The 22207-nt window shown below is 65.7% G+C and carries 25 protein-coding genes and 1 other RNA gene; 14 read left to right on the forward strand and 12 right to left on the reverse strand.

The genetic code is table 11. The annotated features are described in order from the left end of the window. Nucleotides 1-127: 127 nt before the first annotated feature. From BRAO375_RS21295 to BRAO375_RS21305, 3 genes are all read right to left on the reverse strand, one after another. Nucleotides 128-628, reverse strand: coding sequence for an Lrp/AsnC family transcriptional regulator (locus BRAO375_RS21295; protein WP_006611470.1), 501 nt, complete (start codon nucleotides 626-628; stop codon nucleotides 128-130). A gap of 139 nt (nucleotides 629-767) precedes the next feature. After that, on the reverse strand, nucleotides 768-1706 hold the full coding sequence (nudC, locus tag BRAO375_RS21300; RefSeq protein WP_009029507.1) for an NAD(+) diphosphatase: 939 nt from the start codon (nucleotides 1704-1706) through the stop codon (nucleotides 768-770). A gap of 3 nt (nucleotides 1707-1709) precedes the next feature. Beyond that, the gene (locus BRAO375_RS21305; RefSeq protein ID WP_009029508.1) at nucleotides 1710-2129 is read right to left on the reverse strand and encodes an HIT domain-containing protein; all 420 of its coding nucleotides are present in this window, start codon (nucleotides 2127-2129) and stop codon (nucleotides 1710-1712) included. Nucleotides 2130-2276: 147 nt separating this feature from the next. On the opposite strand from BRAO375_RS21305, the gene ffs reads away from it, so the two are divergent. The 5 genes from ffs to BRAO375_RS21325 all read left to right on the forward strand — a co-directional run bounded on the left by ffs (nucleotide 2277) and on the right by BRAO375_RS21325 (nucleotide 6000). Beyond that, nucleotides 2277-2373: signal recognition particle sRNA small type (ffs, locus tag BRAO375_RS35865), an RNA gene on the forward strand. Nucleotides 2374-2504: 131 nt separating this feature from the next. Beyond that, nucleotides 2505-4343 carry a DNA polymerase III subunit gamma/tau gene (locus BRAO375_RS21310; protein ID WP_009029509.1) on the forward strand — a complete coding sequence of 613 codons (1839 nt, stop codon included), beginning with the start codon at nucleotides 2505-2507 and terminating at the stop codon, nucleotides 4341-4343. 76 nt (nucleotides 4344-4419) lie between these two features. Continuing rightward, entirely contained in the window at nucleotides 4420-4740 is a 321-nt protein-coding gene (locus tag BRAO375_RS21315) for a YbaB/EbfC family nucleoid-associated protein (RefSeq protein WP_009029510.1), read from the forward strand. A gap of 215 nt (nucleotides 4741-4955) precedes the next feature. Continuing rightward, nucleotides 4956-5555, forward strand: coding sequence for a recombination mediator RecR (recR, locus tag BRAO375_RS21320; RefSeq protein WP_006609565.1), 600 nt, complete (start codon nucleotides 4956-4958; stop codon nucleotides 5553-5555). A 19-nt stretch (nucleotides 5556-5574) separates the two neighbouring features. Further along, a complete protein-coding gene (locus BRAO375_RS21325) occupies nucleotides 5575-6000 on the forward strand; it encodes a hypothetical protein (protein ID WP_009029511.1) in 426 nt (141 codons plus the stop codon). A gap of 167 nt (nucleotides 6001-6167) precedes the next feature. Here the strand turns inward: BRAO375_RS21325 and BRAO375_RS21330 are convergent, their stop codons facing one another. Both BRAO375_RS21330 and BRAO375_RS21335 read right to left on the reverse strand, forming a co-directional pair. Next, nucleotides 6168-7550, reverse strand: a complete 1383-nt coding sequence (locus BRAO375_RS21330) for an AmpG family muropeptide MFS transporter (RefSeq protein ID WP_009029512.1) — start codon at nucleotides 7548-7550, stop codon at nucleotides 6168-6170. Between the two features lie 43 nt (nucleotides 7551-7593). Further along, nucleotides 7594-8850 (reverse strand): DNA recombination protein RmuC, encoded by a 1257-nt coding sequence (locus tag BRAO375_RS21335; protein WP_009029513.1) that lies wholly within the window; start codon nucleotides 8848-8850, stop codon nucleotides 7594-7596. Nucleotides 8851-9019: 169 nt separating this feature from the next. Here BRAO375_RS21335 and def point away from each other — a divergent pair, with 169 nt between their 5' ends. The 4 genes from def to BRAO375_RS21355 all read left to right on the forward strand — a co-directional run bounded on the left by def (nucleotide 9020) and on the right by BRAO375_RS21355 (nucleotide 12628). Beyond that, nucleotides 9020-9547, forward strand: coding sequence for a peptide deformylase (def, locus tag BRAO375_RS21340; RefSeq protein ID WP_009029514.1), 528 nt, complete (start codon nucleotides 9020-9022; stop codon nucleotides 9545-9547). Between the two features lie 166 nt (nucleotides 9548-9713). Then, the gene (locus BRAO375_RS21345) at nucleotides 9714-10583 is read left to right on the forward strand and encodes an AAA family ATPase (RefSeq protein ID WP_009029515.1); all 870 of its coding nucleotides are present in this window, start codon (nucleotides 9714-9716) and stop codon (nucleotides 10581-10583) included. Continuing rightward, nucleotides 10580-11785 (forward strand): vWA domain-containing protein, encoded by a 1206-nt coding sequence (locus tag BRAO375_RS21350; RefSeq protein ID WP_009029516.1) that lies wholly within the window; start codon nucleotides 10580-10582, stop codon nucleotides 11783-11785. The genes BRAO375_RS21345 and BRAO375_RS21350 overlap by 4 nt, the downstream gene beginning before the upstream one ends. Before the next feature lie 27 nt (nucleotides 11786-11812). Beyond that, nucleotides 11813-12628 carry an XdhC family protein gene (locus tag BRAO375_RS21355; RefSeq protein ID WP_009029517.1) on the forward strand — a complete coding sequence of 272 codons (816 nt, stop codon included), beginning with the start codon at nucleotides 11813-11815 and terminating at the stop codon, nucleotides 12626-12628. A 7-nt stretch (nucleotides 12629-12635) separates the two neighbouring features. Here the strand turns inward: BRAO375_RS21355 and BRAO375_RS21360 are convergent, their stop codons facing one another. The 5 genes from BRAO375_RS21360 to BRAO375_RS21380 form a co-directional block, all read right to left on the reverse strand. Next, nucleotides 12636-13730: an HWE histidine kinase domain-containing protein gene (locus BRAO375_RS21360; RefSeq protein ID WP_009029518.1), complete on the reverse strand. Its 1095-nt coding sequence runs from the start codon at nucleotides 13728-13730 to the stop codon at nucleotides 12636-12638. A gap of 311 nt (nucleotides 13731-14041) precedes the next feature. Then, nucleotides 14042-14866 carry a carbohydrate ABC transporter permease gene (locus BRAO375_RS21365; RefSeq protein ID WP_006609281.1) on the reverse strand — a complete coding sequence of 275 codons (825 nt, stop codon included), beginning with the start codon at nucleotides 14864-14866 and terminating at the stop codon, nucleotides 14042-14044. After that, nucleotides 14863-15798, reverse strand: a complete 936-nt coding sequence (locus BRAO375_RS21370) for a carbohydrate ABC transporter permease (protein ID WP_009029519.1) — start codon at nucleotides 15796-15798, stop codon at nucleotides 14863-14865. The genes BRAO375_RS21365 and BRAO375_RS21370 overlap by 4 nt, the downstream gene beginning before the upstream one ends. Next, nucleotides 15795-17114 carry an ABC transporter substrate-binding protein gene (locus BRAO375_RS21375; RefSeq protein ID WP_009029520.1) on the reverse strand — a complete coding sequence of 440 codons (1320 nt, stop codon included), beginning with the start codon at nucleotides 17112-17114 and terminating at the stop codon, nucleotides 15795-15797. Before BRAO375_RS21375 ends, BRAO375_RS21370 begins: the two co-directional genes overlap by 4 nt. Before the next feature lie 137 nt (nucleotides 17115-17251). Continuing rightward, nucleotides 17252-18484, reverse strand: coding sequence for a benzoate/H(+) symporter BenE family transporter (locus tag BRAO375_RS21380; protein WP_009029521.1), 1233 nt, complete (start codon nucleotides 18482-18484; stop codon nucleotides 17252-17254). On the opposite strand from BRAO375_RS21380, the gene BRAO375_RS21385 reads away from it, so the two are divergent. Further along, nucleotides 18471-19136 carry a hypothetical protein gene (locus tag BRAO375_RS21385; RefSeq protein ID WP_244423232.1) on the forward strand — a complete coding sequence of 222 codons (666 nt, stop codon included), beginning with the start codon at nucleotides 18471-18473 and terminating at the stop codon, nucleotides 19134-19136. The two genes, BRAO375_RS21380 and BRAO375_RS21385, sit on opposite strands and share 14 nt — an antisense overlap. Beyond that, entirely contained in the window at nucleotides 19133-19567 is a 435-nt protein-coding gene (locus BRAO375_RS21390; protein ID WP_009029523.1) for a hypothetical protein, read from the forward strand. Before BRAO375_RS21385 ends, BRAO375_RS21390 begins: the two co-directional genes overlap by 4 nt. A gap of 40 nt (nucleotides 19568-19607) precedes the next feature. Here the strand turns inward: BRAO375_RS21390 and BRAO375_RS21395 are convergent, their stop codons facing one another. Next, on the reverse strand, nucleotides 19608-20015 hold the full coding sequence (locus BRAO375_RS21395) for a hypothetical protein (protein WP_064742416.1): 408 nt from the start codon (nucleotides 20013-20015) through the stop codon (nucleotides 19608-19610). 146 nt (nucleotides 20016-20161) lie between these two features. After that, a complete protein-coding gene (locus BRAO375_RS21400) occupies nucleotides 20162-20398 on the reverse strand; it encodes a hypothetical protein (protein WP_009029525.1) in 237 nt (78 codons plus the stop codon). A 264-nt stretch (nucleotides 20399-20662) separates the two neighbouring features. On the opposite strand from BRAO375_RS21400, the gene BRAO375_RS21405 reads away from it, so the two are divergent. The 3 genes from BRAO375_RS21405 (at nucleotide 20663) to BRAO375_RS21415 (ending at nucleotide 22131) form a co-directional block, all read left to right on the forward strand. After that, nucleotides 20663-21109, forward strand: a complete 447-nt coding sequence (locus BRAO375_RS21405) for a nuclear transport factor 2 family protein (protein WP_009029526.1) — start codon at nucleotides 20663-20665, stop codon at nucleotides 21107-21109. 119 nt (nucleotides 21110-21228) lie between these two features. After that, a complete protein-coding gene (locus tag BRAO375_RS21410; protein WP_035641569.1) occupies nucleotides 21229-21495 on the forward strand; it encodes a hypothetical protein in 267 nt (88 codons plus the stop codon). A 195-nt stretch (nucleotides 21496-21690) separates the two neighbouring features. Next, the gene (locus BRAO375_RS21415) at nucleotides 21691-22131 is read left to right on the forward strand and encodes a nuclear transport factor 2 family protein (RefSeq protein ID WP_009029528.1); all 441 of its coding nucleotides are present in this window, start codon (nucleotides 21691-21693) and stop codon (nucleotides 22129-22131) included. Nucleotides 22132-22207: the final 76 nt, after the last annotated feature.

Raw genomic sequence — 22207 nt, forward strand, 5'->3', positions numbered from 1 at the left:
AAGATAGATGGATGGTAATAACTTCCAGTAAACGATGATTGGAAACGCTGAAAAAGACAGCGCAACTCTCGCGAGCGCCGAGCGATGGACGCAGGGGAGAAGGTCGGCCGAGCTGTGTGGCCGAGAGCTAGACCGGTGGCACCGGCAAAGCCGTGACCGACTTGATCTTCTCCATCGCGAAGCGCGAGGTGACGTTCTTGAGCGGCACCGCGCTGATCAGCTTCTTGTAGAACACGTCGTAGCTCTGCATGTCCGCAACCACCACGCGCAGCATGTAGTCGACGTCTCCGGCCATGCGGTAGAATTCCATCACCTCGGGCATCGAGCTGACCGCCTCGGCGAATTTCTTCAGCCAGGCGTCGGAATGGTCGGCGCTCTCGACCGAGACGAAGACGGAGATGCCGAGACCGATCTTGTTCTGATCCACCAGAGCGACCCGGCGCAGGATCACGCCGTCGGCCTCCAGCCGCTGGATGCGCTTCCAGCAGGGGGTCGATGACAACCCGACCCGGTCTCCGATCTCGGCGACCGACAGCGAGGCATCCTCCTGCAGAACCATCAGGATCTTGCGGTCGATGGCGTCGAGCCGGCGGTTGGCTTCGGGGCTCTGGGCGGAGACGTCGGACATGGAGAAATTTGTTCCATATGAGGGTCAGGAAACCCTCATATAGAGAAAATCGTTCCAAAGCAAGGATCGGCCGTTCAGACCCTCGGCACGGTGGCAGGCAAGAAGCGAACTGGGCTCGGTGACGGTCTCTTGGTACCCTTTATGCCCCGTCCTTCAGCCAGCGGCCGACCAGATGGTGGGCGATCGCAAAGGGATGCGGGCCCGCCAGTCCGTCCGGGTGCTGCCGTTGCAGCATCAGCCGGGCCTCGTCGCGGCTGAACCAGCGGACGTCCTCGAGCTCGGTGCGATCGATGACGATGTCCTCGTTCAGCGCCCGCGCGCTGCAGCCGATCATCAGTGACGAGGGATAAGGCCAGGGCTGCGTCATGTAATAGGTGACGTCCGTGCAGCGGATGCCGGATTCCTCGAACACCTCGCGGCGAACGGCGTCCTCGATGGTCTCGGCCGCTTCGACGAAGCCGGCGAGGCAGGAGTACATCCCGGCCGGAAACTGCTTCTGCCGGCCGAGCAGGCACTTGTCGCCGGAAGCGACCAGCGAGATCACCACAGGGTCGGTGCGCGGGAAATGCTCGGTCTTGCAGCTCGGACATTCGCGCTTCCAGCCGCCCTCGCGCATCGCGGTCTTGGTGCCGCAATTGGCGCAGAAGCCGTGGCGCTGATGCCACGACACCAGGGACTTGGCCATCGCGATCGTCGCGAGCTGGTCGACCGGGATCGCGCCTTGCATCGCCATGCCGCGCAGCTCGGTGACCGCCACGTCGTCGCGGCCGGCGAGCTTCTCGACCGCGGCCGGCGAGATGCCCATGCCGAACACGGCGGCGCCGTCCTGCAGCCCCAGGAAGATCGTGCCCGGATTGGCGCCGAAGCCGAGCGCCTCGTCGAGCGACAGCAGCGCGCGCAACTGCTCGCCATCACGCTTCAGCACCAGGGAATCGCGATGCACGACATAGGCGCGGGTCGACGGCTTGCCCTCGAACGCGAGCAGCTTGTCGTCATGGAAGCGCAGATGGGCGGCGCGCTCGATCGGATGGCCGACGAAGGCCGGCTTGCCCAGCGGAAACAAGTCGAATGGCGACATCTTTCACCCTAACCAGATCTTGCGCCTGACGGCGCTGATGAAGCTCTCAACCTCCTGCGCGTCGTGCGGCACAGGCGGCGCGACGCCCCACACCGGACGTGGCCAGGCGACGTCACTGGTGCGGCGGGCGATGATGTGGATGTGCAGCTGCGGCACCATGTTGCCGAGCGCGGCGACGTTGAGCTTGTCGCATTTGGTGATCTCTTTGATGGCCCGTGACACCCGTGTGATCTCGGTCATCAGCTGCGCCTGGGCGACCTCGTCGAGATCGATGATCTCGACCGCGCCCTCGCGCCGCGGCACCAGCAAAAGCCACGGATAGTTGGCGTCCTTGATCACCAGTACGCGCGACAGCGGCAGGTCGCCGATATTGATGGTGTCCTTCGCAAGTTGCGGATGCAGCGACCAGGCTGATTCGGGCATGCGGCGGGTTCCTGGCAGGACGGTCGGGCGGGGAGCTCGACGGCACCTAAAGCCTTTCCAAGCTGCGGCACAAGCCCGCGGCGCAGTGGGCAGGACCGGCAAAGCTCGCGCTTGCTTTCCGGACCGTTTGGCCCCAAATAGGCAGCGGGAGATTGGCGGTGGACGAGCCACTCGCCAACCGGGTCAGGTCCGGAAGGAAGCAGCCCTAACGAGGTCCGGATCGGGTCGCTCGTCAGTCTCCTACCTGTTTTCTCGAGCGAATCGCGCAAAGTTGGCGGGGACCCCGCGCAGGGCGGGCGCTCGACCGCACTTCGGCTGATTGCGGGTACGATCGCGATCGATGCCGATCTGGAATACTCACTTGCGGATCGCTCGATGACTGACGCTGGCGCCCCACCTCTTCCGCCCGACAGCGCCGACGCTCCCGCCAAGCCCTACCGGGTGCTGGCGCGCAAATACCGCCCCTCCAGCTTCGCGGATCTGATCGGCCAGGAGGCCGTCGTGCGCACGGTCTCGAACGCGTTCGAGACCGGCCGCATTCCGCAGGCTTGGATCCTCACCGGCGTCCGCGGCGTCGGCAAGACGACGACCGCCCGCATCCTCGCCCGTGCCTTGAATTACGAGCTGCCTGACGGCTCGGTGAAGGGCCCGACCATCCACATGCCGGTGCTCGGCACCCATTGCCAGGCGATCATGGAAAGCCGGCACATGGACATCCTGGAGATGGATGCGGCGTCGCATACCGGCGTCGACGACGTCCGCCAGATCAATGACAGTGTGCGCTACGCGCCGGCCAGCGCGCGCTACAAGGTCTACATCATCGACGAAGTCCACATGCTGTCGACGGCGGCGTTCAACGCCTTCCTCAAGACGTTGGAGGAGCCGCCGGAGCACGCGAAATTCGTGTTCGCCACCACCGAGATCCGCAAGGTGCCGGTGACGGTGCTGTCGCGCTGCCAGCGGTTCGATCTGCGCCGCGTCGAGGCCGACGTGCTGATGAAGCACCTCGCCGGCATCGCGACCAAGGAAGGCGTGACGATCGAGCCCGAGGCGCTCGGCATCATCGCGCGCGCCGCCGAAGGCTCGGTGCGCGATTCGTTGTCGCTGCTCGACCAGGCGATCGCGCACAGCGCGGGGGAGGTTCGGGCTGACGATGTCCGGCAGATGCTGGGCCTCGCCGACCGTACCCGCGTCATCGACCTGTTTCATCATCTCGCCAGCGGCGACATTGCGGCGGCGTTCAAGGAATTTCGCGAGCAATACGACGTCGGCGCCGATCCGGTGGTCGTGCTGTCGGATCTCGCCGAGTTCGTGAACTTCGTCACCCGAGTGAAGGTCGTTCCGGCCACCGCCGACAACGTCGCCTTCAGCGAAACCGAGCGTCTGCGCGCGCGTGATTTCGCGACCAAGCTGTCGATGCGCGTGCTGTCCCGGATGTGGCAGATGCTGCTCAAGGGCATTGCCGAGACGCAAGGCGCGACGCGTCCCGCGGCGGCCGCCGAGATGGTGCTGGTGCGCATCGCCTATGCGGCCGATCTGCCGACGCCCGACGAAGCCATCCGCATGATCGACCAGAATGGCGGCGGAGCACCGGTGGTCACCAACGGCGGCGGGCGCTCTGCGCCGGCGCCCAGCATGAGCGCGGCAGCGCCGCCGGTCATGAGCTCGGCGCCGATACAGGCGCCGCGCGCGCAAGGTCCGACGCTCGCTGCTGTTGGCGGCGGCATGCGCCCGCAGGCGATGGCGTCGCAACCCTCGCCGGCATCACAGGACCAGCCGGCGCTGCGGCTGGCGAGCTTCCAAGAGCTGGTTGCGCTCGCCGGCAAGAATCGCGACCTCATCACCAAGAGCGCGCTCGAGATGGACGTGCGGCTGGTCCGCTTCGAGGAGGGCCGTCTGGAGATCGCGCTGGAACGGACTGCGCAGCGCTCGCTTGTCTCCGACCTCGGGCGCAAGCTCGAGGACTGGACCGGCCGGCGCTGGACCGTGATCGTCTCCAACGAGCAGGGACAGCCTACCTTGCGCGAGCAGAACCTGCGCGCCAAGAACGAGCGCGAGGCCGCTGCGGAAGCTGACCCGCGCGTGCAGGAGATCCTTGCGCGGTTCCCCGGTACCAAGGTGGTCGAAGTGCGCCGGCTCGCCCCCGAGCCGCCCGAATCGGACGCCAGTCCTGTCGAGCCGCCGGACGAGTCCGATTCTGATGAAGACTTCTAAGAGCATGATGCGGAAAGTGGGAACCGGTTTTCCGAAAGATCATGCTCAACAAAAACACTGATGACGAGGTGCTCCGATGGCTGACTTTCTCGGCATGATGAAACAGGCGGCACAGCTGCAATCGAAGATGCAGGAGATGCAGGCGGAGCTCGGCAATCTCGAGGTCGAGGGCATTTCCGGCGGCGGTCTGGTCGCCGTCCGCATGACTGCCAAGATGGACGTCAAGTCCATCAAGATCGATCCGTCGCTCTTGAAGCCGGAGGAGTCCGAGATCCTCGAGGATCTCCTGGTCACGGCGCATGGCGACGCGCGGCGCAAGGCGGAAGCCGCGATGCAGGAGAAGATGCAGGCCATCACCGGCAAGCTCGGCCTGCCGCCCGGCTTCGGCTTCGGTTAGTTCATGACGGGTTTCGGCTTGCTGGCGCAGCAGATGGGGTTCACCTCTCCCGAAGGGAGAGGTCGGATTGCATCGCCAGATGCAATCCGGGTGAGGGCCTTAGGTCTCTCGGTTGCGGAAAACCCCCTCACCCGCGCCTGCGGCGCGACCTCTCCCCGCCGGGGAGAGGTAGATCGAGACTGCCGTCGTTCCTTGCTCCAGATGTTGCTGACCTGATGGCTGTCGCCGGTCCTGAAATCGAGCGCCTGATCCAGCTGCTTGCGCGTCTGCCCGGTCTCGGGCCGCGCTCGGCGCGGCGTGCTGCCTTGCATCTGATCAAGAAGCGCGAGGCGCTGATGGTGCCGCTCGCGTCGGCGCTGCAGGTCGCGATCGACCGCATCCAGGTCTGCAAGACCTGCGGCAACATCGACACGCAGAGCCCCTGCACGGTGTGCACGGATCCGCGGCGCGATCCCGCGATGATCGTGGTCGTCGCCGATGTCGCCGATCTCTGGGCGCTGGAGCGCGCCAAGGCCAGCAACGGCCGCTATCACGTGCTCGGCGGCACCTTGTCGCCGCTCGATGGCGTCGGTCCGCAGGATCTCACCATCGACGCGCTGGTGCAGCGCGCGCATGCGCCGGAGGTGCAGGAGATCATCCTTGCGCTGAACGCCACGGTCGATGGCCAGACCACCGCGCACTACATCACCGACCTCCTGCAGGAGGCGAACGTCAAGGTCACGCGGCTGGCGCATGGCGTGCCGGTCGGCGGCGAGCTCGACTATCTCGACGAAGGCACGCTCTCGGCCGCGATGCGGCAGCGGACCTTGTTCTAAGCACAGACGGAAGTGAATGATGACGAACCGCGGATTCGGCAAACGGCTGGCTTTGGGCGCGATCTGGGTGGCGCTCTCGGCACCCTCCGTGCTTGCCCAGCAGGGCGAAGCGCCGCAGAAGGCCGGCAAGCCGCTCAACGCCGGCGACGTGCTGTCGGGTGAGTTGACCGCGCTGAAGGTCAAAGGGGCGAAGCCTGGCCAGCCCTCTGCCGCCTATCAGATCACCAGCGAGCCGCGCCGCCTGCCGCCGCCGAGCGGCCTGTGCAATCTCGAGACTGGCCCCGAGACGTTCCAGCTGGTCACCGCGAACCCCGCGCAGGCCTCGCAGTTGAAGGGCCTGCTCGGCAAGCAGATCGCCGTCAAGGTCGACGAGATCGCCTGTGCCCAGGATGCCGGGCAGATGAGCGAGGCCGTCGTGACCAAGTGGAGCCTGGTGAAGCGGTAAGAGCCGCTGCGCGCGTTCACTCGCATGCAGCGCCACAATCGCCGCCGTCATGGTCCGGCTTGACCGGGCGATCCGGTACGCCGCGGCCGCTCGGTCGTTCGCAGACCTCTCTGGAAGACTGAATCACCTGCCTTCGCGGAGGATGACAGTCTAGCTCTAGGCGACAGCTAGACCCTTACCGGCCCCAATTCATCGAAATGCCCGCGCCGCTGCAGCCACGCCAGCAGCACGAGGCTCGGGATCGCCACCAGCACGCAGATCACGAAGAACAGCGGCCAGCCGGTCGCCTTCGCCACATAGCCTGCGCCCGACGACAGATAGGTGCGGCCGACGGCGGCGAGGGCGGTGAGCAGCGCATATTGGGTCGCGGTATGCAGCGGGTTCTGACATAGGGCCGAGAGATAGGCGACGAAGATCACCGTGCCGATCGCGCTGGTGAAGTTCTCCGCCGAGATCGCCAGCGCCAGCGCCCATTGATTGACGCCGACCACCGCGAGCCAGGAGAACGACAGGTTCGCGAGCGCCTGCACGACACCGCCGATCCACAGGCTGGTGGCGAGCGAATAGCGCCGCGCGACGAAGCCGCCGGCAAAGCCGCCGGCGAGCGTGGCGGCGAGGCCGACGCCCTTCACGATCGCAGCATAGTCGACCTTGGTGAAGCCGAGATCGATCACGAACGGCGCGGTCATCGTGCCGGAGAAGGCGTCGGTGAACTTGAACAGCACGACGAAGGCGAGCGCAGCGAGTGCGTCGCGCCGGCCGAGGAATTCCAGGAAGGCGCCGGCAGCGGCATGCGCCACGCGGGCGAGGGCAGTGTCGGCGCCCATCGCGGCTTCGGCCTGCTTCGACTGAGCAGGTTCGGTCGCGGCCAGCGCTGTAATCGTGCCGATCAGCACCAGCGCCGCCATCACGACATAGCCCCACATCCAGGACGCCGGGCGCGTCAGTCCCGAACTCTCGAAGCCGCTGACCACGACCAGCGCGCCGGCGGTCGAGACCAGCATGCCGATCCGATAGGCGGCGACATAGGCGGCCATGCCGGCGGCCTGTTCGCTCTCCGGCAGGCTCTCCACACGGAAGGCGTCGACCACAATGTCCTGCGTCGACGACATCGCGGCGACCAGCAGCGCGGCCAGCGCCACCATGAACGGCGCATGTGCCGGGTCGGTCAGCGCCAACAGCAGGATCGCCGCGATCAGCAGCAGTTGCGCGAACACCAGCCAGCCGCGCCGCCGCCCGAACGCGCGCGTCAGCAGCGGCACATGCAATGCGTCGACCAGCGGCGCCCACAGGAATTTCAGCGTGTAGGGCGTGCCGACCAGCGCGAACAGCCCGATGGTGCCGAGATCGACCCCGAGCTCGCGCATCCAGATCTGCAGGGTCGAGCCCGACAGCGCCAGCGGCAGCCCGGAGGAGAAGCCGAGGAACAGCACCACGAGCACGCGCGGCTGCAGGTACACGGCCATGCTCTCGCGCCAGGTCGGCGCGGGCTTGGCGTTAGGCTTTGCAGCGGTCGCTGCGAGGTCGGATGTCGCGTCAGGTGCGGTCATGACCGGGTGGTAGCAGATTTGCGCGGCTGTCGCGATGCCGCCATCACTCCCCCGCCTGCATCCGCCCCGCCAGCGGAAACAGGTCCGGCGTCGTGCCCGCAGCCGGCGCGATGCGCGGCGACTCCATCGCGGTGTCCTGCTTGCTGAAATCCAGCTCCTCGATCCGCGCGGCGCGTTTCTCGATCTTGTCGGCGGAGATCAGGATCTGGCGGATGTCCTCGCCGACGTCGCCAAAGTGCTTCTGCAGCTTGAGCACGCGCTCGCGCAGGCGGCCGAGGTCGTCGCCGAGATGGATCACCTCGTTGCGGATCTGGTCGGCGGCATCGCGGATCCGGGCGTCCTTCATGATCTGCTGCATGACCTGGATCGCGAGCATCAGCAGCGACGGCGACACCAGCACGACGCGGGCGCGATAGGCCTTCTGGATGATGTCATCGAAGCCGTCATGGATCTCGGCATAAACAGACTCTGACGGCACGAACATCAGCGCCGTGTCCTGGGTCTCGCCGACCACGAGATACTTCTCGGCGATGTCGTTGACGTGGCGCAGCACATCGGTGCGCAGGCGCTGGGCGGCCGCGCGTTTCTCCTCGTCGGTCTCCGCCTCGTGCAGCGCGGTCACGGCCTCCAGCGGAAATTTTGCGTCAATGCACAGCGGCTTGGTGTCGGGCAGGAACACGACGCAGTCCGGTCGCTTGCCGCTGGCGAGCGTGTATTGGAACGCGTAGCTGCCCTTCGGCAGTCCGTCCTGCACGATCGCCTCCATCCGCGCCTGGCCGAAGGCGCCGCGCGACTGCTTGTTGGCGAGCACGTCGCGCAACGTGGAGACCTGCGTCGTCAGCTCGCTGAGATCGCGGTGCGCATTGTCGATGATTCCGAGGCGTTCGTGCAGCACGCGCAGCGAATCCATCGTGTGGCGCGTGGTCTGCTCCATCGACTGGCCGACGCGATGGGTGACGGCATCGAGCCGCTCGTTGACGCTGCGGGCGAGATCCACCTGCCGCCCGGCGAGCAGCTGCGCCATCGCGTCGACCCGGCCGGACGCCTCGCTCTGCACCCGGATCATCTCGCCGAACCGCTGTTCGATCTCCTCGGTGCGCAGCGCCTGCTGGGCGGCGAGCTCCGAGCTCCGCCGTCCGGACCGGGCCACCGCAAGGCCGATCGTCACCAGCAGCAGCAGCACCAGCACGCCAAACCCGATCAGCGCGTCGCTGGCGCGCACGGGCAGGTCGCCGATCATGACGACGACAGGATTGAGCGCAGAATTGAGCGCAGGATTCAGCGATGGGCTGGCAGTCATCACCCCCGTCTATCCGATTCGCGAAGCGTCGCGAACGAAGAGAGAACATTTGTGGTTAAGGGCCGGTTAAGAAACATGGTTAACGAGACGTTGAAATTCATGGTTAGCAAAGTCTTAACTGCGCGCCATCAGATTGACCGCGCCTGTTCCGGGGCTTAAATCGCGCGCCATGTCCCTTAGAGAAATCATCATCCTGCCCGACAAGCAGTTGCGGCTGGTGTCCAAGCCTGTCGAGAAGGTCACGCCGGACATCCGGCAGCTGGTCGACGACATGTTCCAGACCATGTACGACGCGCCCGGCATCGGGCTCGCGGCGATCCAGGTCGCGCAACCGCTGCGCGTCATCACCATGGATCTGGCCAAGCCTGATTCCGGCGGCGAGACCAAGCGCGAGCCGCGCGTCTTCATCAATCCGGAGATCATCGCCAAGTCCGATGAGCTCTCGGTCTATGAGGAAGGCTGCCTGTCGATCCCCGAATATTACGAGGAGGTCGAGCGGCCGGCGCGGGTGCGCGTGCGCTTCACCGATCTCGACGGCGTGGTTCGCGAGGAGGATGCCGAGGGGCTCTACGCCACCTGCATCCAGCATGAGATCGACCATCTCAACGGCGTGCTGTTCATCGACTATCTGTCGAAGCTCAAGCGCGACCGCGTGATGAAGAAGTTCACCAAGGCCGCCAAGCGCGCCGGCGAGTGATCGAGTTCGCGGCCCATCGGCTTGCTCGCTGGGCTCTCTCCCTTGTGGGAGCGGGAGAGGGGGGGCCCACGCGCACCGCTCTCTGGGCTCACCCCCCTCCCTAACCCTCCCCCACAAGGGGGGAGGGAACGCAGCGAGTTCGCCGTAAGATCGAGAACGAACGCAGATGAAAACCCGCGACGACATCGCGCAATCTCTCGCCGCCTGCGGCTACATCGCCGATGGCGAGCTGGCGACGGCGATTGCGCTGATGCAGCTGTTGAAGCGGCCGTTGCTGCTCGAGGGCGAGGCGGGCGTCGGCAAGACCGAGGTGGCGAAAGCGCTGGCCGCGGTCCACGGCACCGAGCTGATCCGGCTGCAATGCTATGAGGGTCTCGATCAGAGCTCTTCTCTGTATGAGTGGAACTATCAGCGTCAGCTGCTCGCCATCGAGGCACATCGTGGCCATGGCGATGCAATCGAGGACCAGATCTTCTCCGAGACGTTTCTGCTCGAACGTCCCTTGCTCGCCGCGATCCGCCGCGCCACGCCGCCGGTGCTGCTGATCGACGAGATCGATCGCGCCGACGACGAGTTCGAAGCGTTCCTGCTGGAGCTGTTGTCCGATTTCCACGTCTCGATCCCAGAACTCGGCACCATCACGGCCACCAGCATCCCGCATGTCGTGCTGACCTCCAACGGCACCCGCGAACTGTCCGACGCGCTGCGCCGGCGCTGCCTGTATCACTATGTCGACTATCCCGACGTCGACCGCGAGGCCCGCATCATCCTGGCGCGGATCGACGGCGCCTCCGCGCAGCTCGCGCTGCAGATCGCGCGGATGGTCGAGGGCCTGCGCAAGGAGGAACTGCGCAAGGTCCCCGGCGTCGCCGAGACGCTCGACTGGGCGGCCGCGCTGGTCGGGCTCGATATCCGCGATCTCAAAGATCAGCCGGAAGTGGTCCATGACACGTTGATCTGCCTGCTGAAGACGCACGAGGACCGCGCGCGCGTGACGCGCGAGGTCGCGGCGCGCTTGCTGGGGAAGGTCGCATGAGCTGCTGCGGCGCCACGCCCGACCACGAGGACATGGACGCTGTGGCGCGGCTGGTCGCCGGCCGCCTCGGCGCATTCCTCCGAACGCTGCGCGACAATGGCTTTGCGGTCGGCCTGCCGGAAGGCCAGGACGCGGCGGCGGTGATGGCGGCGGGCTATGCCGCCAAGCCCGGATTGCTACGCTCCGCCTTCAAGCATCTGTTTGCCGCGCGCAAGAGCGAATGGGAGCGCTTCGACGGTCTGTTCGATGCGTTCTGGCTGGGCAAGCGCGCGCGTTCGCGGGTCCTCACATCGGGATCGCCGCGGGCCGCGAACAGCCCATCCTTGAAGAGCCTGCAGGATGCACGGGCCGCCGAGAGGGGTCCTCAGGGCTCGACAGATCAGGTCGCAACCGACGACGCGCCCCGCGAGACCGGTGGCGACGGCGTTCGCGAAGGTGCCTCGCGCGTGGAGGCGATCGGCGACACCGATTTTCGCAAGCTCGCGGATCCCGACCAGGTCGCGCTGGCGCATGAGGCCGCGGCGCGGCTCGCCAAGGCGATGCGCACACGGCTGACGCGGCGCGATCAACTGCGCCGCAAGGGCGAGCGCCTCGATCTGCGCCGGACCATCCATCGCAACATCAGCCATGGCGGCGTGCCGATCGCGCTGGTGCATCGCCGCCGCAAGGTGAAGCCGTTGCGGCTGGTGGTGCTGCTCGACGCCTCCGGCTCGATGAGCGCCTACACCGCGGTGTTCCTGCGCTTCATCCATGGCGTGCTCGACGCGTTTCGCGAGGCCGAAGCTTTCCTGTTTCACACCCGGCTGGCCTACGTTTCGGATGCGATGAAGGAGCGCGACGCGGCGCGGGCGCTCGACCGTCTCTCGATGATGGCGCAGGGTGCCGGTGGCGGCACGCGGATCGGCGAGAGCCTGCAGACCTTCAACCGCTGGCACGCCGCGCGCGTGATCCATTCGCGCACCTGCGTGATGATCGTCTCCGACGGCTACGACACCGGCGATCCCGACCTGCTCGGCCGCGAGATGAGCCAACTGAGACGCCGCTGCCGCCGCATCGTCTGGCTCAATCCGATGCTCGGCTGGGACGGCTACGCGCCGGAGGCGCGCGGCATCAAGGCCGCTCTGCCGCATGTCGATCTCTACGCGCCCGCGCATACGCTGAATTCGTTGGCGGCGCTGGAGCCTTATCTGGCGAGGTTGTGAGGCCATGCCGTCAACAGGAGCTCATCCATGACGACGTCCACGGAGATGCTCGACCTCGCCGCGCAGTTGAAGGCCAATGAGGAAAGCTTCGTGCTCGCCACCGTGGTCCGCACCGTTTCGGTCACCGCGGCCAAGGCGGGCGCCAAGGCGATCATCCGGCCCGACGGGAGCATCGTCGCGGGCTGGATCGGCGGCGGCTGCGCGCGCGGCGCGGTGCTGAAGGCGGCGCGCGAGGCGCTGGCCGACGGCGTGCCGCGCATGGTGTCGGTGCAGCCGGAGGACCTGCTCGCCGAGCTCGGCGTCAAAGCCGGTGAGACGAAGGAGGGCGTGCGCTTCGCCGCCAACATGTGCCCGAGCAAGGGCACCATGGACATCTTCGTGGAGCCGGTGCTGCCGCATCCCTCGCTGGTGATCCTCGGCGCCAGCCCGGTGGCGCTCGCGCTCGCGGCGCAGGCGCGGCCGCTTGGTTATCACGTGACCCTTGCGGCGCCGGCTGCCGACCTCGTCGCCACGCCGGACGCGGATCGGCTTGTCGACGGCTTTGCGCTGGATCAGTTGGCCGGCGGCCGCCGCTTCATCGTGGTGTCGACGCAGGGCAAGGGTGACGAAGCCGCCTTGCGCTCAGCCCTCGGCTGCGAGGCCGCCTATCACGCCTTCGTCGGCAGTCGCCGCAAGATGGACAGCCTGCGCGGCAAGCTGATCAAGGACGGCGTCGACACTATGCGGCTCGACCGGGTCAAGGCGCCGGCCGGACTCGATCTCGGCGCGATCACGCCGGAGGAGATTGCGATGTCGATCCTCGCCGAGATCACGCTGACGCGCCGGCGCGGCCAGCGCGGCTGAGATCTCGTCAGGGCGCCAGCGGCAGATCGAACGTGACCTTCAGTCCGTCGGGCGCGAAGTCGCGCGTCACCTCGCCCTTCAGGGCCGCGCCGAGGATGCGCTCGAACAGCAGCGAGCCGAAGCCGTTGCGGGCGGGCGGGGTGACCGGCGGCCCGCCATTTTCCTGCCAGGACAGCTTGAGCCGTTCGTCGGCATGCGTCCACCGCAGCGCCACCCGCCCGGCCTCGGTGGACAACGCGCCATACTTCACCGCGTTGGTGACCAGCTCGTGCAGGCCCATCGACAAGTACAGCGCCACTCCAGGCGCAAGCTGCACGATCGGGCCGTCGACGGCGACACGCTCCGACTGCAGCGGCGCCAGCTCGGCACAGACCAGCTCGTTGAGCGCAATCGCCTCGCGGCCGCGATCCAGCGCCAGCGCGTGGCTGCGGGTGAGCGCGGCGATGCGGCCGCGCAGCGTCTCGCCGAACTCGGCCAGCGCGGCGTCTGCGCGGATGCTGAGCGCGATCACGCTGTCGACCAGCGCGAGCGTATTCTTGACGCGGTGATTGAGCTCATGCACCAGCACCCGCTGGTGCTGCTCAATCGACCGCCGCCGCGCGTTCTCGGTGCGCAGCGCGATCTCGTCCATCACGATCTCGCTGAGCTCGGTCAGCTGCGCGATGTCGTCCTCGCTCCACTGTCGCGGCTCGTGATCGATGGCACAGAGCGCGCCGATCACCTCGCCGCTCGGCAGCTTCAGCGGCACGCCGAGATAGGCGATCACGCCGAGGCTCGGGATCGCGAGATTGTCTTTCACCAGGGGATGCCGCGTGGCGTCGCCGATCACGAGCGGCTCGGCGGAGGTCACGACGTGCTGACAGAACGAATGGCTCAGCGGCGTCTCGCGCTGCGAGGCCCACGGCTCGCACAGCCCGATCGAGCTCTTGAAGAACTGCCGGTCGCGGTCGACCAGCGCGATGATCGCGGCCGGCGCCTGCAGCAGCCGAGTGGTCAGCCGTGTGACGCGATCGAAGCCCGGCTCGGGAGGAGAGTCGAGCAGCTCTGTCTGCAACAAGGCAGTCAATCGGTCTGGCGCGGAGGCGTCGCGATCGGACGTCATGAAGCTTTCGTCGGTCGGGCGTTCAGCCGGGGATGGATTGGCACGACGAACCGATGGGAGCGCCAATCCCGCCCGGTCGATCGTGCGCACGCGATGTATTCGGCTGGAACGAAGCCGGCACCGAAACGAGTTGAAACCTTTGGAGACGTTCGTCGCCTGCGTCAAGCAGACCCGCGAATCCTGGTTCCATTCAGGTAACCAAGTGGGAGATCATGGCCCGACCAAGGCAGCCCCGACATTTCGCCGCAGCTTTGGTTTGGCATATCGAATACGGTTCAGATTGCGGCGGGGGAGCGGTCTCAGCGGGATAATCAGCCGCCCTTGACAGCTCCCGCCGTCAGTCCGGCAACGATTTGCCGTTGTGCTGTGACGGTGAGCAGCAGCACCGGTAGTGTCACGATCAGCGCCGCCGCCGCGAGCGGGCCCCAGCTCAGCTGATCGAACGAGATCATGTTGTAGACCGCCACCGGCAATGTGCGTGTCTCGCGGCCCGCCAGCACGATGCCGAACACGAAATTATTCCACGAGAAGATCACGGCGAGGATGAACGCGACGGCGAGGCCGGGCTTCGCCACCGGCAATGCCACGTGGCGGAAAACCTGCCAGCGCGTCGCTCCGTCGATGCGCGCGGCCTCCTCGAGCTCGATCGGCGTCGTCTCGAAATAGCCGATCATGATCCAGATCACGATCGGCACGGTGACCACGAGATGGATGATGATCTGCGGCCACAAGGTGCCGAGCAGGCCGAGCCATTGAAACAGCAGGAACAGCGGAATCAGATAGGACAGCCCGGGCGTGATGCGCGCGATCAGGATCACGATCGCCGATTTGTGCGCGGCCATCCGGGCGATGCCGTAGCCGGCGGGCACGCCGACCAGCATCGCCAGAGCGGTGGCGCCGCCGGTGACCAGCAGGCTGTTCTTGAAGTAGGTGAAGAAGCGGTTCGACGACAGCACGTCGGTGTAGTTCTTCCAGGCGAAATGCTCCGGCCAGAACACCGGAGGATAGGCGGCGTTGTCGACCTCGAACTTGACCGACAGCGAGATCATCCAGAGGAAGAACAGGATCGCCGGCGACACGATCAGGAAGACGCCGAACGCGAGGCCGAGCCGGCCGAGGAGTGTATTCACGCTCACGTCTCGCTCCCCAGCGCATTCCACTGTGCCCGCCGGCGCAGCACCAGCAAAAGCGCCGTCAGCGCGATGATCAGGGCAAAGAACACCACTGCGATCGCTGAAGCATAGCCGAGGTCGTAATAGACGAAGGCGACGCTGTAGAGATAGAGGTTGATGGTCTCCGACGCCGAGCCCGGGCCGCCTTGCGTGATCGCGAAGATGATGTCGAAGCTCTTGACCGCGTCGATGGCGCGGATCATCGCGGCGATGAACAGGAACGGCATGATCAAGGGCAAAGTGATGTAGCGGAACATCTGCCAGGTCGAGGCGCCGTCGATCTGCGCACTTTCATATGGCTCCGTCGGTAGCGAGGCGATGCCGCCGAGCACGATCAGCATGACCAGCGGCGTCCATTGCCAGGTTTCGACCAGCACCAGCGAGGGGATCACGGTGCCGGGGTGGAAGACCCAGAGCTGCGGCGGCAGGCCGACCAGCGACAAGAGGTAGTTCAGGATGCCGAGCTGCGGGTGGAACATCATCGTCCATACCAGCGCGATCGCCACCGGCGTCGCCATCATCGGCATGATGAACAGGGCGCGCAGAAGTCCGCGTCCCGGAAAGCGGGCATGAAAGATCACCGCCGCGAAGGTGCCGAGCACCAGCGGCAGCAGCACCGATAACGCCGTGTAGGACAGCGTGTGCCCGACCGATTCGACGAAGCGCGGATCAGCCGGCAGCCGCAGGTAGTTCGACAGCCCGACGAAGGTCGTGGGCGTGCCGACCTTCCACTCCTGGAAGCTCATCCAGATCGTGAACAGCCAGGGAAAAATGATCACCGCGAGCACGGTGACCAGCGCCGGCACCACGAACGGCCAATAGGACGGCGGCCGCAACGCACGTTCCGGCGCAGCAGCCTCCGCCGCCGCGCCGGCCTGTTCGACAATCGTACTCACGCTTTCTCGCTGCGCTCCAGGATCGGTCGGAACTGCTCATGCGCCTTCTTCAGCTCGGTCGCGGGATCAGCGCCCGACAGCGTGGCGGTCAGCGCCGCGCCGACGAGGTCGCGGAACTCGGCGACCGGAATGATGACCGGCAGGCCGAGCTTCGAGATCTTGCCGGAATCAATCGCCGACTGCAGCCACTCCTTCGGCATCTTCACGCCGCCCTGGATCCCGGCATCGTTGAGCACCGAGTTGCGGAACGGCACTCCGCCGCCGGCCTGCACCAGGCGCGCGCCCTGCGGCTTCGACACCAGCCACTGGCAGAGCAGCCAGGCGGCCTCCTTGTTCTTGCTCGCCGCGGCAATGCCGATGCCGTCGCCATAGGTCGCCGAGTATTGGCCCTTGGGACCCGCCGGCACCACCGTATAGCCGACCTTGCCGACGACGCGCGAAGCGTTGGGGTCCTCCAGCGGCGGCGCCCAGCCGACGCCGTCGATCCACATCGCCGAACGGCCCTGCGTAAACGAGGCCATCGACTCCATCCAGTTGAAGCCGGCCACGCCCGGAGGCGCGCAGGTGGTCAGGAGCTTCTGATAAAGCTTGGTGGCCTCGATGGCCTCCGGACCGTCGGTCAGGATGTTGCCCTTGGCGTCGAGGAACTCGCCGCCATAGTTCAGGAAGAAGTTCGTCCACAAGGTCATGTTGGCGTTGCGCAGGCCGCGGCCGACGAAGCCGAAGGTGCCGTCCTTGGGGTCGGTGAGCTTCTGTGCGGCTGTGACCATCTCGTCGAGCGTCTTCGGCACCTCGACGCCCTTCTTCGCGAACAGCTCCTTGTTGTAGTAGAGGATGAAGTAGTCGACCGACCATGGCAGCGAGAACATGCGGCCCTTGTCGTTGCTGGCGTAAGTCAGCCCCGCGGCGGAGAAATCGGTCGGCACGAGGTCCGGCGCCGTGAGGTTCGGATCCTTCATCATGTCGGTGATGTCGGCAAGCCAGCCGGCCTTCTCGAACTGACGCTTCTGCACGTGATAGCTCAAGTGAACCACGTCGAAGCTCGGCTTACCCGATGACAGCTCGATCACGACCTTCTGCCGCTGCTGCTGCTCGGGGATCTGCTCGGATTCGACCTCGATGCCGGTGAGCGCGGTGAATTCCTTGATGTTCTTCTGCAGATTGTCGCCGCGCGGACCCTTGGCCAGGATCACCTCGAGCTTGGTGCCGGCATATTTCTTCCATTGCGGCTCCGACCAGGCGGGTTGCCCCGTGAGCGCCAGTGCGCCGGCTGCTGCCGTGCCCGCAAGCATGTTGCGGCGCGTGATCGCAGTCATTCGTATCCTCCCCAAATCATTGTCGAGATCATTCTTGTTTGGTCGGGAAGTGTAGCGCGATCCAGCGGCGCTGCAACAGGCCGTTGCCGCTCGCCCAGCGATAGCGACAACGGAGCGTGGTGCGGTGCGATAATTCGTTAGCCGTTCGACACGAGAGCGAAGTCGGCCCGCTCAAGCAGCCAGGAGATTGCGAAGCCCGCGACAAGACCCCAGAACGCCGCACCGATATTGAGCAGCGGCACGTCGGCGACTGTGACGAGAAAGGCGATCAACGCGCCGAGCGAGAAGCTCGTCTTGAAGGCCGTCACGAACGCCGTCTGCAGCACGCGCAGCATGGCGAGACCCGCCAGCACCGTGATCAGCGCTTTCGGCGCGATCAACAGCAGCGTCGTGAAGGTCGGCGCCAGCAGGCCGAAGCCGAGCGCCAGCACGCCGACCATCATCGCTGCGGTATAATGGCGCTTGCGCTCGCCGCCGGAGACCACGATGGCATTGGTCGGGCCGGTGAGACAGGTGGAGACGCCGCCGACGACAGCCGCGAGCGCCGAGCCGATACCGCACGCGACGGTGACGAGATTGACCGGCGGCTTGTGTCCGGCAGCGGTCAGCACTGCAAAGCCCTGGCCGTTCTGTACCACCAGCACGGTGACCGCGAGCGGCACGATCAGCTCGATCATGGCCGCGAGCGACCAGGAGGGCGTCGGGATCACCGGGCGGATCAGCGCAATCTGCAACGAGGCGCTCTGGTCGTATTTGCCGAGCACGATGGCCGCCGCTGTGCCGATCACAAGCGCCCCGATGATCGGCGGACAGCGCCGGCCGAGCGCGGGCAAGGCCGTCAGCATCAGCCAGACGACAACCATCGGACCGGCGATGGCGAATTCACCCAGCACGGCGCGCACCAGGTCGAGGCCGAAGCGCAGGAAGACGCCGGCGACCATCCCCATTACGATCGGCATCGGCACCAGCTGCATCGCGCGTTTGACCCAGCCGGACAGCCCGAGAACGACCATCAGCAGCGCCGTGCCGTAGAACGCGCCAACCACCTGCGCGAAGCTGAGATGCGTCAGCGACTGCCCGACCAGCACGGTGCCCGGAATGGTCCAGAACAGCACGAGCGGCTCGCGATAGCGCCACGACAGTATGAGCGTGATCAGGCCGTTGATGAAGAATACGCCGAAGATCCACGACGCGATCTCGGCCTGGGACAGCCCGCCATTGGCACCGACCGAGAGGATGATCGCCACCGGCCCGGTGATCGCGAACAGCCAGCCGATGAAGCCGTGCGAGGCGTACAGCGGACCGAAATCGCGGGCGACCTCGGCTGCGACGGGCGGATGGCCGGAGGGCCGTTCGATGGCGTTGAACATGAAGGGCAGGCTCGGGTGGGCTCTTGTTGTTGTTCTTGGCGTTTCCGAGGTTCGTTGTGGCGGAAGCGGGACGACGGTGCAAGACGGAGAGGCAATAGCCTCACCCTCGCGCCGACGAGATCAGGAATGGTATCTGTTGACGCCGCGCGCTCATTCGGCGTTAGGATCGGTCATGAGCTGGTTGAGACGACATCTTCGCTCCGCCTTCGGCCCCTTTACGTCCGAGGAGGCCCTGCGGACCCTTGAGCAGAACGAGGTGCCGGCGCCCACTCTCGAAAGCGCAAGGCTCTGTTACGTGTTGCTTCACGTCCGTGACGATGCTGAGGGGATTATCTCGGGGAATGTCGCCGACGCAACTGAGCTGCTGATTCGCGAGGGCGCGATCATCGACAGCGTGCTGTCGTCACTGATCTCAGCCGTCATTCCGATGGACCCGGCCACCAAGCTTGATGTCGTCGAAAGGCATCTCGGTCGCCTCGGGCCGAACGTCCGCGCGGTCTACCGGATCGGCGAGTATCCGCGTGGCCCGTTCGGATCACCCCTTCGCATGACCTATGGCACCGTTGTCTCGGATTTGGGAGCGGCGCTGGAACGGCTGTTGCATCTCGAGTTCGGAACAGCAGAACGGCTTGGAATTGCCGAGGCGACATGACGGTCCAGACAGCGGGTGAGATGGCGAGCAACGGGTTTCTGCGCAAGTTCATCTCGCCTGATGGCGCAGCGACCATCATGGTCGAAGATGACGGCAGGGTGGCCTACGCCTATTGGCTGGACGCAGCCGGAACCATTCGTGGTGATGTCTGGCTCTACAATCGCTGCCCGGCTCCGCTGCAGCCCGAATGGACGGATCGCGACGCCGCGCCCTATGCAAATCCTGCCGCCTTCGTCGACGAAGCGGTCGCGTTCTCTCCGCCGGCTTCTGCCGCTTGCATCACGGTCGAATGGCGGCGGTCCGAGGCAGGCCAGATCGGCGACATCCTGGTGTGGGGATGGGTGCTGGCCAGGTTGATGGACGGCCAAAAGCCGGGATCATCGCGACTGGCAGCCAAGGATGGCCCCCTGGCGCTGCGCCTTTCCGACTGAGCGGTTCGTCCAAACGCGGCCGCGATGCGGATGAGCGGTTTCAATTCACCGCGAGCGCAGCGATCGAGAGCAGGGCGAGCATGACCGTCGAGCTCAGCAATTGCAGCGAGCCGTCCGGCTGCGTGCGCCAACGCAGCACCTTGTCGGTAAAGCTCAAGGTCGCATCGTAGAAGTCTGCTGCATAGGCCTGCTTCAGGAGGCGGGGATAGCGCGGCCCTGCGGCCGAGGTCATCAAGACGTGGATGAGGGTGGCGGTCGCGACGAAGCCGATGATGCCGGGCCGCAACGCGGTGCTGTGCGCGATCTTGAGGATAAGCGCGGCGCCGGCATAGGTCGGGATCGCCTGGAACAGGGCGGTCAGCACCATGCCTTCCAGAAGATTGAGAGACGGCGCCTTGGGCGCCGATGTGCTGGGAGCGGAGGGGCTCTGGGACGATGCAGCGAGCATGGTTGATTGATCCGGTTGCGGAGCCCTCGACGAGGGCTACTCCGCTCCCATATCGCCCATTCACCCATCCCCCACTGTGAGGCGCATCACCCGACCTCGGCCGCTGCCGGCTGGACGCCACGGCGAGTCGAGCGCGGGCGGGGCGGCTACATCCGGCCCTGACCGTTCACCTGGCTTTGCTGATCCCGGCGCTCCTGCTCCTTGGCGTTGGCGCGATGGCGGCCGTACAGGCATCCGGCGGCAGCGCCAAGCACACCGTGGTGGCCAGCATAATGACCGGCGACGCCGCCGACGATCGCGCCCTTGATGCATCCTTTGGCCTCGGCAGCTTGGGTGGAGAGCAGGGCAACGGCGGTGATGGACAAGGCAAGAAAGGTCTTCATGATCGTGCTCCGCAGGAAGGTGGCTCTCTAACGGCGGCCCTGCGGTGTGGTTCCGCGACACAGCCGGAGGCCGGACCCGAACTTTTTGATGCCGCCTGTGACCTACTCTGAAGAACTTGGTCTCGCACACCGGCGGTCGCCAAGCTTCCGTTCACCGTGTCGGCGCATTCTCTCTGCGAGCGATCGACCGACGATTGACGACCAGGGACCGGTCTCTTCAGAAATATCGCCGCGAACCAGGGAAGTCCCGTCAGTGGAGACAGGATGATCGAGCACATCAACAAGCAGCGTGTGCGCAAGCTGCTCGAGGCCCATGCCGCCGGGGACTTCGACGCAGTGCTGGCTCATTGCACCGATGATGTCGAACACTTCGCCTCGGCTCCGATCGACATCTTCCCCCACCTCGGCCGGCGTCACGGCAAGGCCGAGGTCCGCCAGATGTGGGAGGTCGCGCGCAGCCGCTATGCCGACATCCGGCATGAGATCAAGACCATGATCTGCGAAGGCGACCAGGTCGCTGCCGACCTCCGCATCTTCCTGCGCAAGCGCGACAATGACCGCATCGTGCAGTACGACCTCGCCGCTTTCTATACCTTGCGCGACGGCCGGATCAGCCGCATCCGCGAGATCATGGACACGTTCGACCTGGTGCAGCAGGTGCTCGAATGCGATCTCAGTCGCCTGCTGGTCGCGGGGACGTCCCGTCCCTGACCAATAGACGCTGGCGCTCCGCATCGATCACGGAAACGTCACCGTCGCGAACCGCTTTGCGTTGAACCTCGCGGTCGCGTCCCGAACCCATCAGCGGGTGGGCGCGGGGCATTTGGCACATGAAAATAGCATTCCTGGCAATTGCCGGACTGGTGATGGGCGTCGTCGGCGGCGCCACGATCGGCATTGGCCTCGGCCTTGCCTGGATCGAGCTGTTCAACACCAGCGAATTTGAAGGCTACGCCGGCATGCTCGTGTTCTTCACCTTCATGCCTCTCGGCGCTCTCGTCGGCGGGCTTGCTGGCGCCACGCTGTTCGGCATGGCGGCCTTTCGCGAGCAGGAGCTCGCCATCGCCCGCCGACGGATGCCGTACGAATCACGTTAACGGGCATGAACCCGCAGGCTTGGGGGGCGGGATGGCCGGTGTGCATTTGTGCAATGCAAAAACAACCGTTGCGCGTGGATGTCGTTCGCGTATCGAGGACCGCAGAGGGTCGGACAAGGCGCACCGCGCGACGTCATTGACGCGATCGCCCGACGGAAGGCGCCGCCCTGCAAGCCAGATCAGGATCATGAGAGGATGACGGAGCACAGCCTCTGGCGTCTGTCGCGCGCATTGCACCGCGCGATCAACGATCGCCATTTCGACGCGCTCGCCGCGGTTCTCGACGACGACATCGACTGGGCCATCTACGGTCCGATCGATATGTTTCCCTTTCTCGGCGCCCGGCTCGGCAAGGAGGCCGTGCTCGACGCCGTGAGGCAGATCGCCAACAATGTCCATATCCGGAAGCTGGAGCGCGAGACGCTCATGCTTGACGAGAGCGCGGCGGCGACGATGGTCCGGTGTGCGATGACCACGCAGGATTCCGAGAAACCGATTACGGCCCGGCTCGCGCAGTTCATGCAATTCCGCGCCGGCAAACTGTCGCGGTTGCGCATCCTGATCGACACGTTCGATCTGGTGGAGCAGACGCTTGGCCATCCGATCGATCTGCCCCGCATCGGCAGCATCGCATAGGGCCGGCCGGCGGTCCTGGGTTGGCGCGATGAATTGCAGGCGCGGTCAGCTACAACCCAATACATCGTGACTGGCT

It is taken from the genome of Bradyrhizobium sp. ORS 375, from assembly GCF_000239775.1.
Lineage (GTDB): Bacteria > Pseudomonadota > Alphaproteobacteria > Rhizobiales > Xanthobacteraceae > Bradyrhizobium.

Excerpts from the sequence above, each read along its gene's own strand:
- BRAO375_RS21295 (WP_006611470.1), bottom strand. The coding sequence starts at position 628 with ATGTCCGACGTCTCCGCCCAGAGCCCCGAAGCCAACCGCCGGCTCGAC.
- nudC (WP_009029507.1), bottom strand. The coding sequence starts at position 1,706 with ATGTCGCCATTCGACTTGTTTCCGCTGGGCAAGCCGGCCTTCGTCGGC.
- BRAO375_RS21305 (WP_009029508.1), bottom strand. The coding sequence starts at position 2,129 with ATGCCCGAATCAGCCTGGTCGCTGCATCCGCAACTTGCGAAGGACACC.
- BRAO375_RS21310 (WP_009029509.1), top strand. The coding sequence starts at position 2,505 with ATGACTGACGCTGGCGCCCCACCTCTTCCGCCCGACAGCGCCGACGCT.
- BRAO375_RS21315 (WP_009029510.1), top strand. The coding sequence starts at position 4,420 with ATGGCTGACTTTCTCGGCATGATGAAACAGGCGGCACAGCTGCAATCG.
- recR (WP_006609565.1), top strand. The coding sequence starts at position 4,956 with ATGGCTGTCGCCGGTCCTGAAATCGAGCGCCTGATCCAGCTGCTTGCG.
- BRAO375_RS21325 (WP_009029511.1), top strand. The coding sequence starts at position 5,575 with ATGACGAACCGCGGATTCGGCAAACGGCTGGCTTTGGGCGCGATCTGG.
- BRAO375_RS21330 (WP_009029512.1), bottom strand. The coding sequence starts at position 7,550 with ATGACCGCACCTGACGCGACATCCGACCTCGCAGCGACCGCTGCAAAG.
- BRAO375_RS21335 (WP_009029513.1), bottom strand. The coding sequence starts at position 8,850 with ATGACTGCCAGCCCATCGCTGAATCCTGCGCTCAATTCTGCGCTCAAT.
- def (WP_009029514.1), top strand. The coding sequence starts at position 9,020 with ATGTCCCTTAGAGAAATCATCATCCTGCCCGACAAGCAGTTGCGGCTG.
- BRAO375_RS21345 (WP_009029515.1), top strand. The coding sequence starts at position 9,714 with ATGAAAACCCGCGACGACATCGCGCAATCTCTCGCCGCCTGCGGCTAC.
- BRAO375_RS21350 (WP_009029516.1), top strand. The coding sequence starts at position 10,580 with ATGAGCTGCTGCGGCGCCACGCCCGACCACGAGGACATGGACGCTGTG.
- BRAO375_RS21355 (WP_009029517.1), top strand. The coding sequence starts at position 11,813 with ATGACGACGTCCACGGAGATGCTCGACCTCGCCGCGCAGTTGAAGGCC.
- BRAO375_RS21360 (WP_009029518.1), bottom strand. The coding sequence starts at position 13,730 with ATGACGTCCGATCGCGACGCCTCCGCGCCAGACCGATTGACTGCCTTG.
- BRAO375_RS21375 (WP_009029520.1), bottom strand. The coding sequence starts at position 17,114 with ATGACTGCGATCACGCGCCGCAACATGCTTGCGGGCACGGCAGCAGCC.
- BRAO375_RS21385 (WP_244423232.1), top strand. The coding sequence starts at position 18,471 with ATGGCGTTGAACATGAAGGGCAGGCTCGGGTGGGCTCTTGTTGTTGTT.
- BRAO375_RS21380 (WP_009029521.1), bottom strand. The coding sequence starts at position 18,484 with ATGTTCAACGCCATCGAACGGCCCTCCGGCCATCCGCCCGTCGCAGCC.
- BRAO375_RS21390 (WP_009029523.1), top strand. The coding sequence starts at position 19,133 with ATGACGGTCCAGACAGCGGGTGAGATGGCGAGCAACGGGTTTCTGCGC.
- BRAO375_RS21395 (WP_064742416.1), bottom strand. The coding sequence starts at position 20,015 with ATGCTCGCTGCATCGTCCCAGAGCCCCTCCGCTCCCAGCACATCGGCG.
- BRAO375_RS21400 (WP_009029525.1), bottom strand. The coding sequence starts at position 20,398 with ATGAAGACCTTTCTTGCCTTGTCCATCACCGCCGTTGCCCTGCTCTCC.
- BRAO375_RS21405 (WP_009029526.1), top strand. The coding sequence starts at position 20,663 with ATGATCGAGCACATCAACAAGCAGCGTGTGCGCAAGCTGCTCGAGGCC.
- BRAO375_RS21410 (WP_035641569.1), top strand. The coding sequence starts at position 21,229 with ATGAAAATAGCATTCCTGGCAATTGCCGGACTGGTGATGGGCGTCGTC.
- BRAO375_RS21415 (WP_009029528.1), top strand. The coding sequence starts at position 21,691 with ATGACGGAGCACAGCCTCTGGCGTCTGTCGCGCGCATTGCACCGCGCG.